Raw genomic sequence first — 13,123 nt, forward strand, 5'->3', positions numbered from 1 at the left:
TATAACGAAATTATTCACGCCACAGGAAAAAGGCGCAAGCATTGCGATAAAGATGGGGATAAAGAGAGAAAAAACAAGGCCCACCGGAACGGCGGGCCAGTGATTATTGACGAAGTGCATGTTGTTCATGCCGGATGCGGCGTAAACGCCTTATCCGGCCTACAAATTCATGCAAATTCAATATATTGCTGGAATCATGTAGGCATGATAAGCGTAGCGCATCAGGCAATTTGCGTTTGTCGTCAGTCTCAAAACTTACCAGACCGGCGGGCCTGAGAATTACGGCTGATAATAACCCACGCCCAGGTCGTTTTCTTTGCGGGTACGGGCAATCACCGATTCCGGTGTTTCTGCCACGCGCAGACCCATTTCATCTTCAGTACGCACCACTTTACCGCGCAGAGAGTTCGGGTAGACGTCGGTAATTTCTACATCGACGAATTTACCGATCATATCCGGTGTGCCCTCGAAGTTGACCACGCGGTTATTTTCGGTACGCCCGGAAAGTTCCATGATGCTCTTACGCGATGTACCTTCTACCAGAATACGCTGGGTGGTGCCGAGCATCCGGCGGCTCCATGCCATCGCTTGCTGATTGATACGCTCTTGCAGAATATACAGACGCTGCTTCTTCTCTTCTTCTGGAACATCATCAACCATATCGGCGGCTGGCGTACCCGGACGTGCGGAGAAGATAAAGCTGTAGCTCATGTCGAAATTGACGTCGGCAATCAGCTTCATCGTTTTCTCGAAGTCTTCGGTGGTTTCGCCAGGGAAGCCAACGATGAAGTCAGAACTGATCTGAATATCCGGACGCGCCGCACGCAATTTACGGATGATCGCTTTGTACTCCAGCGCCGTATGGGTACGTCCCATCAGGTTCAGAATACGATCGGAACCGCTCTGTACCGGCAGGTGCAGGAAGCTCACCAGCTCCGGCGTGTCGCGGTACACTTCGATGATATCGTCGGTGAATTCGATCGGATGGCTGGTGGTAAAGCGAATACGATCGATCCCGTCGATCGCAGCAACCAGACGCAGCAGATCGGCAAACGATCCGGTGGTACCGTCGTAGTTCTCACCGCGCCAGGCGTTCACGTTCTGACCGAGCAGGTTGACTTCACGCACGCCCTGAGCAGCAAGCTGGGCAATCTCAAATAGAATATCGTCGGACGGACGGCTTACCTCTTCACCACGGGTGTAAGGCACCACGCAGTAGGTGCAATATTTATTGCAGCCTTCCATGATGGAGACAAACGCAGTCGGCCCTTCGGCGCGCGGTTCCGGCAGACGGTCGAACTTCTCGATTTCCGGGAAGCTGATATCTACAACGGGGCTGCGGTCGCCGCGCACGGAGTTGATCATCTCTGGCAGACGGTGCAGCGTTTGCGGCCCAAAAATAATATCGACATAGTGGGCGCGCTGGCGAATGTGCTCGCCTTCTTGCGATGCCACGCAGCCGCCGACGCCGATAATCAGGTCCGGATTCTTCTCTTTTAACAGTTTCCAGCGACCCAACTGATGGAAGACTTTTTCCTGAGCCTTCTCGCGGATTGAGCAGGTGTTCAGCAGCAGCACATCCGCTTCTTCCGCCACGTCGGTCAGTTGATAGCCGTGGGTGGCATCCAGCAGATCGGCCATCTTCGATGAATCGTACTCGTTCATCTGACAGCCCCAGGTTTTAATATGGAGTTTTTTGGTCATCGACTTGCTCTTGCGAAATAGTAGCCAGGAATGCAGGGCGCATAGTGTAATGCTTTGCTGCCGTTGTGACCAGTATGAGCGTTATCAGCCCTTGGGGGTAAAAATCCTGTAAACTTAAAGCATATTGCTAACAGGATGATTGACCATGACAAATCAACCAACGGAAATTGCCATTGTCGGCGGAGGAATGGTCGGCGGTGCACTGGCGCTGGGACTGGCACAGCACGGATTTTCGGTAACGGTAATCGAGCACGCAGAACCTGCGCCGTTTGTCGCTGATAGCCAGCCGGATGTGCGGATCTCGGCGATTAGTGCGGCTTCGGTATCATTGCTTAAAGGTTTAGGCGTCTGGGATGCAGTACAGGCTATGCGTTGCCATCCTTACCGCAGACTGGAAACCTGGGAGTGGGAAACGGCGCATGTGGCGTTTGACGCCGCTGAACTTAAGTTACCGTTGCTGGGCTATATGGTAGAAAACACTGTCCTGCAACAGGCGTTGTGGCAGGCGCTGGAAGCGCATCCGAACGTGACGTTACGTGTGCCAACCTCGCTGATTGCGCTGCATCGCCATAATGATCTTCAGGAGCTGGAACTGAAGGGCGGCGAAGTGATCCGCGCGAAGCTGGTGATTGGTGCCGACGGCGCAAATTCGCAGGTGCGGCAGATGGCGGGAATTGGCGTTCATGCCTGGCAGTATGCGCAGTCGTGTATGTTGATTAGCGTACAGTGCGAGAACGATCCCGGCGACAGCACCTGGCAGCAATTTATCCCGGACGGACCGCGTGCGTTTCTGCCGCTGTTTGATAACTGGGCATCGCTGGTGTGGTATGACTCTCCGGCGCGCATTCGCCAGTTGCAGAATATGAATATGGCGCAGTTACAGGCGGAAATCGCGAAGCATTTCCCGTCGCGTCTGGGTTACGTGACACCGCTTGCCGCAGGTGCGTTTCCACTTACACGTCGCCATGCGTTGCAGTATGTGCAGCCGGGGCTGGCGCTGGTGGGCGATGCCGCGCATACCATCCATCCGCTGGCGGGGCAGGGGGTGAATCTTGGTTATCGTGATGTCGATGCCCTGATTGACGTTCTGGTGAACGCCCGCAGCTACGGCGAAGCGTGGGCCAGTTATCCTGTCCTCAAGCGTTACCAGATGCGGCGCATGGCGGATAACTTCATTATGCAAAGTGGTATGGATCTGTTTTATGCCGGATTCAGCAATAATCTGCCGCCGCTGCGTTTTGTGCGTAATCTTGGTTTGATGGCTGCGGAGCGTGCTGGCGTGTTGAAACGTCAGGCGCTGAAATATGCGTTAGGGTTGTAGCCTTATAACATTGCCGGATGCATGCCAACCGTAGGTCGGATAAGACGCGGCAGCGTCGCATCCGACATTGAAGGATAAGACGTGTCAGCATCACATTCGGCATTGAATATACGCAGAAAAGCAAAAAGCTCGCCGAAGCGAGCTTTTTTAATGTGGCTGGGGTACGAGGATTCGAACCTCGGAATGCCGGAATCAGAATCCGGTGCCTTACCGCTTGGCGATACCCCAACTGGGTGCACTTACAAAGTAAGCGTCTTGAATAAATTGGCTGGGGTACGAGGATTCGAACCTCGGAATGCCGGAATCAGAATCCGGTGCCTTACCGCTTGGCGATACCCCAACAAATTTGTTTTTGAATTTGCCGAATCTATTCGACAGATTCAGAATTTGGTGGCTACGACGGGATTCGAACCTGTGACCCCATCATTATGAGTGATGTGCTCTAACCAACTGAGCTACGTAGCCAGATTATTTCTTCGATGGCTGGGGTACCTGGATTCGAACCAGGGAATGCCGGTATCAAAAACCGGTGCCTTACCGCTTGGCGATACCCCAATAACCGGGCGGTGAACCGCTTACTCGAAGAAGATGGCTGGGGTACCTGGATTCGAACCAGGGAATGCCGGTATCAAAAACCGGTGCCTTACCGCTTGGCGATACCCCATCCGTACAACGCTTTCTGGTGAATGGTGCGGGAGGCGAGACTTGAACTCGCACACCTTGCGGCGCCAGAACCTAAATCTGGTGCGTCTACCAATTTCGCCACTCCCGCAAAAAAAGATGGTGGCTACGACGGGATTCGAACCTGTGACCCCATCATTATGAGTGATGTGCTCTAACCAACTGAGCTACGTAGCCATCTTTTTTTCGCGATACCTTATCGGCGTTGCGGGGCGCATTATGCGTATAGAGCCTTGCAGCGTCAACCTCTTTTTCAAGGAAAATTGCTCGAAAGTGACTGTTTGGTTAGGTTGCGAACAGCGTGGCGCTATATTCGTCAATTATTGTTTACTTTGTGTTTTTTCCCACCCTACAGCCATTCTTTTGTCATACAGGATGAAATTCGGAATTCAACAATAGTGGTGGGAAATTAATCTATGAAATACTGGCCCGTTGCAACAGGACAGGGCAGGGATCGCTACGCCTGCATCTCTGCTATCACTTCAGGCGATTTATTGAGGGAATACTATGCTGCGTTTTATGACGATGTTGATGGGTGTCTTATTACTTATGCAATCCGCGTTTGCCGATACGGTCAAACCGGAAATCGGTAAATATGTTTTTGGCTATCGTGGGCAGGAAGGCGCTGTGGTGTGGATGATGCGAATCGGGCCGAAAGCGTCTAATGAGGCACTCGTTCAGGTATCGCATGTTGATAATGACATCGATGGTCAGATTTTTCGCTGCAAAGTAAAAGTATTACAGGAAGGTGAGAAATCTTATACCGCTGTAATCAAGGGTGAATCTTTTGAGTTATTACGCCTGAAAGAGGGAAATGGAAGCCTGCATATCCCGGAGGAATCGGCAACCTGGTCAGTCGATTACAGTAATGAGTTATCTGACAGCGATGTAGCAAATCCGGAACATTTCCTCACTGCATATCAGAATCAACAAGCTTCCCAGTAACTGAAATTGCCCCGGATTTCTCCGGGGCAATATTACACGTCTTATTTATACGCTGACTGGTGAACGCCAACCGCACGACCAGACGGATCGTCCATTTTCTTGAACGCCTCATCCCACTCGATCGCTTTAGCGGAAGAACAAGCGACGGAAGGACCGCCCGGCACGCACTCAGCGGCGCTCGGAAGCGGGAACAGTTCTTCAAAAATCTCCCGGTACAGGTACGCTTCTTTTGAGGTCGGCGTGTTGTATGGGAAGCGGAAGCGGGCTGTTTCCAGTTGCTGATCAGAAACCTGCTGTGCCGCCACTTCTTTCAGTGTGTCAATCCAACTGTAACCGACGCCATCGGAGAACTGCTCTTTCTGCCGCCAGGCAACACTTGCAGGCAGGTACGACTCAAAACATTCACGCAGGATGTGTTTTTCCATCTTACCGTTACCGCACATTTTATCCTGCGGGTTAATACGCATCGCCACGTCGAGGAATTTCTTGTCGAGGAACGGAACGCGTGCTTCCACGCCCCAGGCTGACATCGCTTTGTTGGCACGCGCGCAGTCATACATATGCAGGGCCAGCAGTTTACGCACTGTCTCTTCATGCAGTTCTTTAGCGTTCGGCGCTTTGTGGAAGTAAAGATAACCGCCAAACACTTCGTCAGAACCTTCACCGGACAACACCATTTTAATGCCCATAGCCTTGATCTTACGCGACATTAAATACATCGGTGTTGAAGCGCGAATAGTGGTCACATCATAAGTTTCGATGTGGTAAATCACGTCGCGGATGGCATCCAGACCTTCCTGTACAGTGAAGTGAATTTCGTGATGTACAGTGCCCAGATGGTTTGCCACTTCCTGGGCTGCTTTCAGATCCGGTGAACCCGGCAGACCTACAGCAAAGGAGTGCAACTGCGGCCACCAGGCTTCAGAGCGTTCCTGATCTTCCACGCGACGGGCGGCGTATTTCTTGGTGATCGCGGAAATAATTGAGGAATCCAGCCCCCCCGAGAGCAGCACGCCGTAAGGCACGTCAGACATCAGATGGCTTTTAACGGAATCTTCCAGCGCCTGACGCAGCTCGTTTTTGTCGGTCACGTTATCTTTCACCGCATCGTAGTCGAACCAGTCGCGATGATAATAAGAACGGATTTCGCCGTCCTGACTCCATAAATAGCTCCCCGCCGGGAACTCTTTAATCGTGCGGCAAACTGGCACCAGGGCTTTCATTTCTGAGGCCACATACAACTGACCGTGTTCGTCATACCCCATATACAGTGGGATGATCCCCAGATGGTCGCGACCAATCAGATATGCATCTTTTTCGCTGTCGTACAGGGCAAAGGCAAACATGCCCTGCAAGTCGTCGAGAAATTCCGGCCCTTTTTCCTGATACAGCGCGAGGATCACTTCGCAGTCAGATCCAGTCTGGAACTGGTAACGATCGCCATACTCGGCACGCAATGCCTGGTGGTTGTAGATTTCACCGTTTACCGCCAGTACGTGGGTTTTTTGTTGGTTGTAGAGAGGTTGCGCCCCCGCGTTAACGTCAACAATTGACAGACGTTCGTGGGCGAGAATGGCGTTATCGCTGGCATAAATACCGGACCAGTCCGGGCCACGATGACGCATCAGGCGTGACAGCTCGAGTGCTTTCTTCCGCAGCTCAACTGCGTCTGTTTTGATATCGAATACGCCAAAAATTGAACACATAACCTTCTCCGTTAACCTGGTATTTGTTGCTTGTTGTGTTTGCTTGTTTAAAAAAATGCCGCAAAGCAGCACTGTGCGCAAGCGATTTGACGGTGAAAAAATAAAAAACGTAATGGTGATTGTCGATTGGTGAAAAAAGGTCTGGTGTAAGGATGTGTTTGTTGATGATTCGATAATTTTTAGTGGGTTTTATTGAATGGGTGAATTTTAATGATGGGTAAAAATAAGAAACCACGTCCGCAGACGTGGTTGGTATTCAGATAACGTCGATTTCAGCGACCGACGGATAAATCCAGCTGGGGCGGAACGGCATGCTGTCGATATCGTCAAGCGATGAAACACCAGAGAGCACAAGAATCGTCTCCAGACCGGCCTGGAAGCCCGCCAGAATATCGGTACGCAGGTTATCGCCGACAATCACCGTTTCTTCCGAATGCGCCTGCATTTTGTTTAATGCCGCGCGGATGATCCACGGACTCGGCTTACCAACATAGAACGGTTTACGTCCGGAGATTTTCTCAATGCCCGCGCACAGCGCGCCACAGGCGGGATAAAAACCGCGTCCGTGAGTATCTGGGTTGGTGGCGATAAAGCGTGCACCATTAGCGACAAAATAGGCCGCTTTATGCATCATGTCCCAGTTGTAGGAGCGTGTTTCGCCAACAATCACAAAATCAGGGTTCACATCGGTAATCGTAAAACCAGCTTTGTACAGCTCATGAATCAGCGCGCCTTCGCCCACCACATACGCTTTCTTGCCTTCCTGGCGACGCAGGAAATCGGCGGTTGCCATCGCGGAGGTATAAAACACGCTGTCCGGCACATCGACACCGGCAGTGGCAAAGCGGTTCGCCAGATCTTGCCCGGTCTGCGAAGGATAGTTGGTCAGCAACACCAGCGGCAGGCCTTTATCCATAATCCCGTGCAAAAATTCCGCTGCACCCGGTACGGCGACGTTATCGTGCATCAGCACGCCGTCGATATCGCAAATTACATTTTTAATGGTCATGGACTACCCAGAATATTGACAACAATAAGCGCCACTATAAAAGCACATTAATTTTCCAGCAAATGCTGGAGCAAAATACCGTTGAGCATGGCGCGTTTTACCAGCGCAAAAGCGCCGATTGCCGAGCGGTGATCCAGCTCAGAACGTACCACCGGTAGATTAGTGCGAAACGCCTTCAGTGCCTGAGTATTAATGCAGCTTTCGATAGCAGGGAGCAGCACTTTATCGGCTTCGGTGATCTCACCAGCGATAACAATTTTTTGCGGATTAAATAAGTTGATAGCAATGGCGATGGTTTTGCCCAGATGACGACCGACATACTCGATCACTTCCGAGGCCAGGCTATCGCCTTTGTTCGCGGCTTTGCAGATAGTTTTGATGGTGCAGTCGTCCAGTGGCACACGGCTCTGGTAGCCCTGCTTTAATAAATTCAACACCCGTTGTTCAATGGCAGCGTTGGCAGCGATAGTTTCCAGGCAGCCAAAGTTGCCGCAGTGGCAGCGTTCACCCAGCGGTTCGACCTGAATATGGCCAATTTCACCGACGTTGCCGTTGCGGCCAATAAAAATGCGCCCATTAGAGATAATCCCGGCCCCCGTTCCGCGATGGACACGCACCAGAATGAAGTCTTCGCAATCCTGACTTGCACCGAAGTAGTGCTCTGCCAGCGCCAGACTGCGGATATCGTGGCCGACAAAACAGGTCACTTTAAAACGCTCTTCCAGTGCTTCAACCAGCCCCCAGTTTTCCACCTGAATATGCGGCATGTAGTGAATTTTGCCGCTGTCCGGGTCGACCAGCCCTGGCAGGATCACTGAAATCGCGATCAGCTCCCGCAGCTTGCGCTGGTGGTTCTCAATAAACTGAGTAATGGCATTCAGCAGGGCATGTTCCAGCGTCTGCTGGGTACGTTCCGGTAGCGGGTAATGTTCTTCTGCCAGAACTTTGCTGCTGAGATCAAACAGGGTGATGGTGGCGTCGTGACGACCGAGACGTACGCCGATTGCGTGGAAATTGCGGGTTTCGGTGACGATAGAGATAGCGCGGCGGCCCCCGGTGGAGGCCTGCTGATCAACTTCTTTGATCAGCCCGCGTTCGATAAGCTGACGCGTAATTTTGGTTACGCTGGCGGGGGCAAGCTGGCTTTGCTCAGCAATCTGAATTCGCGAGATTGGCCCATGCTGGTCAATCAGGCGATAAACCGCCGCGCTGTTAAGCTGTTTTACGAGATCAACATTACCTATCTGAGCTTGTCCGCCTGGTGTCATACTTTCTCTTATTGGGTTACGACCTCGTTACCGTTAACGATGGTCCTGGTGATTTTAAAATCAGGTGTGAATGCGGTCAGGTTGGCCACTTTACCTGCGGCGAGCGTGCCGAGACGTTTTTCAACGCCAATCGCACGAGCCGGATAGAGCGTCGCCATACGCAGCACTTCATCCAGTGCGATACCGCAATGTTCAACCAGATTACGCACGCCTTCAATCATGGTTAAGGATGAACCACTTAACGTACCATTCTCATCCACACAAAGTCCGTTGCGGTAGTATATTGTTTTACCCGCAAAAATGAACTGTTCAATATTGGCACCTGCTGGCGCGGTGGCATCGGTAACCAGACACAGTTTGTCGCCTTTCAGACGTTTAGCGTTACGAATGTTGGCGTAATCAACATGCAGGCCATCAGCGATAATACCGCAATAAATGTCAGCTTCGTCGAGGATCGCGCCCGCCAGGCCCGGCTCACGGCCCGTAATATACGGCATCGCGTTGTACAGATGGGTGGCAAAGGTAATCCCCGCGCGGAAACCGGCTTTCGCTTCTTTCAACGTTGCATTGGAGTGACCGGCAGACACCACAATCCCGGCATTTGCCAGTTTGCTGATCACTTCTGCTGGAACCATTTCCGGTGCCAGCGTCACTTTGGTAATGACATCGGCATTTTCACACAGGAAATCGACCAGCGCGGCATCAGGTTTGCGCACAAAATTCGGATTATGGGTGCCTTTTTTTACCAAATTCAGCCACGGACCTTCCAGATGCAGACCTAACGCCTGATTCGGATGTTTTGCCAGGTACTCGCGCATAACGCGCACGCCCTGTTTCATCAGCTCATCGCTGGTGGTGATAAGCGTCGGCAAATAGTTAGTGCAGCCTGATTTCTCATTGGCTTTCTGCATGATTTCCAGCGTTTCCACGCTGACCGCTTCAGCGGTATCGTTGAACTGCACGCCGCCGCAGCCGTTTAACTGCACATCGATAAAACCGGGGGAGAGAATGGCCCCGTTCAGTGAACGTTGTTCAATCTCTGGCGGCAGTTCCGCTATTGGGCAGACGCTTTTAATCAGGCCATCAGCGATAACAACTGCATGGTCATCAAGAAATTCATGACCGGTAAAGATCCGGCCCTGGGTTAATGCATACATTCCGACCCCCGATTTCAAAAATAATAATGCCCTGAGCAAGGCGTCAGGGCAGGGATAACAATTACAGACCTTTGATATTTTCTGCTTCTAATTCGTTGAAATATCTTAAAGTCTTAACTTTCAGCTCCATGGTGGAAGGTTCATCGCACACCATGATGGCTTTCGGATGCAGTTGCAGACAGCTGATGGTCCACATGTGGTTAACGCAACCTTCAACGGCAGCCTGCAGTGCCAGTGCTTTCTGGCTGCCCAGCACCAGAATCATCACTTCTTCGGCATCCAGCAGTGTACCCACACCTACGGTCAGCGCATATTTTGGCACCTGATTAACATCGTTATCAAAGAAACGAGAGTTTGCGACGCGAGTGTCATGTGTCAGGGTTTTGATACGGGTGCGAGAGGCAAGTGAAGAGGCCGGTTCGTTAAATGCAATGTGACCGTCGTTACCTACACCGCCCATAAACAGATGGATTTTACCGTAAGAGCGAATTTTTTCTTCATACTGGCGGCATTCGGCGTCGATATCCGGGGCATTACCGTTGAGAAGGTTGATATTTTCTACTGGAATATCAACGTGATCGAAGAAGTTACGGTGCATAAAACTGTAGTAGCTTTCCGGATGCTCTTTCGGCAGACCGACATATTCGTCCATGTTGAAGGTGACAACGTGCTTAAAGCTGACCTGGCCTGCTTTATGCATTTCGACTAACGCCTTGTAAGTGGTCATCGGCGTGCCGCCAGTCGGCAGGCCAAGCACAAACGGACGATCGGCTGTCGGTTTGAACGCATTAATACGATTAACGATATGGCGAGCAGCCCATTTGCCGACCTGTTCAGCGGTAGTCAGGGGTATCAGTCTCATTATTCACCTCAAGTAAGTAAAAAGTAAGCCGTTGGCGGATTAGGCATCTTTAAGCGTAACCTGGATTTGCGCAGACAGGCGTCAATCCGACCTGATTTTTTGAATGATAAAATAAGTTTTCTGATTTAGCCAGTAAATGGGAGTGGTGATAACGATATTTGGTGACAAAACTCACAAAAGGCACGCTTTTAATTTGCGATACGAATTAAATTTTCACAAACTCTGAGGTAGATTATCTAATAATCTGAACTCAGACCATCGGCAGTAAAAACGGTAGCAAAATAAAAAAACGGCTTTAAACAAGCCAAATAGGGGTTTCATAGGGGGAATAAGATGAATATTTTAGGTTTTTTCCAGCGACTCGGTAGGGCGTTACAGCTCCCTATCGCGGTGCTGCCGGTGGCGGCACTGTTGCTGCGATTCGGCCAGCCAGATTTACTTAATGTTGCGTTTATTGCCCAGGCAGGTGGCGCGATTTTTGATAACCTGGCGTTGATCTTTGCGATCGGCGTGGCCTCCAGCTGGTCCAAAGACAGTGCAGGTGCAGCTGCGTTGGCGGGTGCGGTTGGTTACTTTGTGTTAACTAAAGCGATGGTGACCATCAACCCAGAAATTAACATGGGGGTTCTGGCAGGTATCATTACCGGTCTGGTCGGTGGTGCAGTCTATAACCGTTGGTCTGATATTAAACTGCCGGACTTCCTGAGCTTCTTCGGCGGCAAACGTTTTGTGCCGATCGCCACCGGCTTCTTCTGCCTGGTGCTGGCAGCCATTTTTGGTTACGTCTGGCCGCCGGTACAGCACGCTATCCATGCAGGCGGCGAGTGGATCGTTTCTGCGGGCGCGCTGGGTTCCGGTATCTTTGGTTTCATCAACCGTCTGCTGATCCCAACCGGTCTGCATCAGGTACTGAACACCATCGCCTGGTTCCAGATTGGTGAATTCACCAACGCGGCGGGTACGGTTTTCCACGGCGACATCAACCGCTTCTATGCGGGCGACGGCACTGCGGGGATGTTCATGTCTGGCTTCTTCCCGATCATGATGTTCGGTCTGCCAGGTGCGGCGCTGGCGATGTACTTCGCAGCACCGAAAGAGCGTCGCCCGATGGTTGGCGGGATGCTGCTTTCTGTTGCTATCACCGCGTTCCTGACCGGTGTGACTGAGCCGCTGGAATTCCTGTTTATGTTCCTTGCTCCGCTGCTGTACCTCCTGCACGCACTGCTGACGGGTATCAGTCTGTTTGTGGCAACGTTGCTGGGGATCCACGCGGGCTTCTCCTTCTCTGCGGGCGCTATCGACTACGCGTTGATGTACAACCTGCCAGCAGCCAGCCAGAACGTCTGGATGCTGCTGGTGATGGGCGTTGTTTTCTTCGCTATCTACTTTGTGGTGTTCAGTGCGGTTATCCGTATGTTCAACCTGAAAACGCCAGGTCGTGAAGATAAAGATGACGAGATCGTTACTGAAGAAGCGAACAGCAATACCGAAGAAGGCTTAACTCAACTGGCCACCAACTACATTGCGGCAGTTGGTGGTAGTGACAATCTAAAAGCGATTGACGCCTGTATTACTCGTCTGCGCTTGACTGTGGCTGACTCAGCACGTGTCAACGATGCGATGTGTAAACGCCTGGGGGCCTCTGGGGTGGTGAAACTGAACAAACAGACCATCCAGGTGATTGTCGGCGCGAAAGCAGAATCCATCGGCGATGCGATGAAGAAAGTCGTTGCTCGTGGCCCGGTAGCTGCTGCTTCTGCTGAAGCTGCTCCGGCAACTGCCGCTCCGGTAGTGAAACCGCAGGCTGTACCAAACGCAGTGTCTATCGCTGAGCTGGTATCGCCAATTACCGGTGATGTTGTCGCACTGGATCAGGTGCCAGACGAAGCGTTCGCCAGCAAAGCTGTGGGCGACGGTGTGGCGGTGAAACCGACGGATAAAATCGTTGTATCACCAGCGGCGGGAACCATCGTGAAAATCTTCAACACCAACCACGCGTTCTGCCTTGAAACTGAAAAGGGCGCAGAGATCGTCGTCCACATGGGTATCGACACCGTAGCGCTGGAAGGTAAAGGCTTTAAACGTCTGGTGGAAGAGGGCGCGCAGGTAAGCGCAGGGCAACCGATTCTGGAAATGGATCTGGATTACCTGAACGCTAACGCCCGCTCGATGATTAGCCCGGTGGTTTGCAGCAATATCGACGATTTCAGCGGCTTGATCATTAAAGCTCAGGGCCATGTTGTGGCGGGTCAAACACCGCTGTATGAAATCAAAAAGTAATCTGCTTTATGCCTGATGCGACGTTTGACGCGTCTTATCAGGCCTACCAAAGCGCTGTGTAGGTTGGATAAGACGCATAAGCGTCGCATCCAACAATGACTTCTGACTGGTAAAAGCGGCGGATACCATCTTCGCCGCTTTTTTTTTCATCAACTATCCCCATAATCTCTGTTAGATTTTTCGATTTTCT

At 51.6% G+C, this 13,123-nt stretch carries 9 protein-coding genes and 7 tRNA genes; 3 read left to right on the forward strand and 13 right to left on the reverse strand.

From position 1 onward, the window contains the following. Positions 1-279: 279 nt before the first annotated feature. Complete coding sequence (miaB, locus tag FEK42_RS17285) at positions 280-1,704, reverse strand: tRNA (N6-isopentenyl adenosine(37)-C2)-methylthiotransferase MiaB (RefSeq protein ID WP_000162740.1); 1,425 nt, start codon at positions 1,702-1,704, stop codon at positions 280-282. A 145-nt stretch (positions 1,705-1,849) separates the two neighbouring features. Here miaB and ubiF point away from each other — a divergent pair, with 145 nt between their 5' ends. Next, positions 1,850-3,025 (forward strand): 3-demethoxyubiquinol 3-hydroxylase, encoded by a 1,176-nt coding sequence (gene ubiF / locus FEK42_RS17290; RefSeq protein WP_135492617.1) that lies wholly within the window; start codon positions 1,850-1,852, stop codon positions 3,023-3,025. 153 nt (positions 3,026-3,178) lie between these two features. Here the strand turns inward: ubiF and FEK42_RS17295 are convergent. From FEK42_RS17295 to FEK42_RS17325, 7 genes are all read right to left on the reverse strand, one after another. Further along, positions 3,179-3,253, reverse strand: a tRNA-Gln gene (locus FEK42_RS17295). Between the two features lie 37 nt (positions 3,254-3,290). Next, positions 3,291-3,365 (reverse strand) — tRNA-Gln (locus FEK42_RS17300). A 48-nt stretch (positions 3,366-3,413) separates the two neighbouring features. Continuing rightward, a tRNA-Met gene (locus tag FEK42_RS17305) sits at positions 3,414-3,490 on the reverse strand. Positions 3,491-3,505: 15 nt separating this feature from the next. After that, a tRNA-Gln gene (locus FEK42_RS17310) sits at positions 3,506-3,580 on the reverse strand. Positions 3,581-3,614: 34 nt separating this feature from the next. After that, positions 3,615-3,689 (reverse strand) — tRNA-Gln (locus FEK42_RS17315). 23 nt (positions 3,690-3,712) lie between these two features. Further along, positions 3,713-3,797 (reverse strand) — tRNA-Leu (locus tag FEK42_RS17320). 9 nt (positions 3,798-3,806) lie between these two features. Continuing rightward, positions 3,807-3,883 (reverse strand) — tRNA-Met (locus FEK42_RS17325). Positions 3,884-4,213: 330 nt separating this feature from the next. On the opposite strand from FEK42_RS17325, the gene FEK42_RS17330 reads away from it, so the two are divergent. Further along, on the forward strand, positions 4,214-4,651 hold the full coding sequence (locus FEK42_RS17330) for a hypothetical protein (protein ID WP_135490950.1): 438 nt from the start codon (positions 4,214-4,216) through the stop codon (positions 4,649-4,651). 41 nt (positions 4,652-4,692) lie between these two features. Here FEK42_RS17330 and asnB read toward each other — a convergent pair whose 3' ends face one another. From asnB to nagB, 5 genes are all read right to left on the reverse strand, one after another. Next, positions 4,693-6,357, reverse strand: coding sequence for an asparagine synthase B (asnB, locus tag FEK42_RS17335; protein WP_000337081.1), 1,665 nt, complete (start codon positions 6,355-6,357; stop codon positions 4,693-4,695). 256 nt (positions 6,358-6,613) lie between these two features. Next, on the reverse strand, positions 6,614-7,366 hold the full coding sequence (gene nagD, locus FEK42_RS17340) for a ribonucleotide monophosphatase NagD (RefSeq protein WP_000153129.1): 753 nt from the start codon (positions 7,364-7,366) through the stop codon (positions 6,614-6,616). A gap of 47 nt (positions 7,367-7,413) precedes the next feature. After that, positions 7,414-8,634 carry a DNA-binding transcriptional regulator NagC gene (nagC, locus tag FEK42_RS17345; RefSeq protein WP_130209818.1) on the reverse strand — a complete coding sequence of 407 codons (1,221 nt, stop codon included), beginning with the start codon at positions 8,632-8,634 and terminating at the stop codon, positions 7,414-7,416. A gap of 8 nt (positions 8,635-8,642) precedes the next feature. Next, positions 8,643-9,791, reverse strand: coding sequence for an N-acetylglucosamine-6-phosphate deacetylase (gene nagA, locus FEK42_RS17350; protein ID WP_021540168.1), 1,149 nt, complete (start codon positions 9,789-9,791; stop codon positions 8,643-8,645). Positions 9,792-9,852: 61 nt separating this feature from the next. Continuing rightward, positions 9,853-10,653 (reverse strand): glucosamine-6-phosphate deaminase, encoded by an 801-nt coding sequence (gene nagB / locus FEK42_RS17355; RefSeq protein ID WP_130260225.1) that lies wholly within the window; start codon positions 10,651-10,653, stop codon positions 9,853-9,855. Between the two features lie 333 nt (positions 10,654-10,986). Between nagB and nagE the strand changes: the two genes are divergently transcribed. Further along, complete coding sequence (gene nagE, locus FEK42_RS17360; protein ID WP_135492618.1) at positions 10,987-12,933, forward strand: PTS N-acetyl glucosamine transporter subunit IIABC; 1,947 nt, start codon at positions 10,987-10,989, stop codon at positions 12,931-12,933. Positions 12,934-13,123: the final 190 nt, after the last annotated feature.

This window comes from Escherichia sp. E2748 (genome assembly GCF_005781125.1).
GTDB lineage: Bacteria > Pseudomonadota > Gammaproteobacteria > Enterobacterales > Enterobacteriaceae > Escherichia.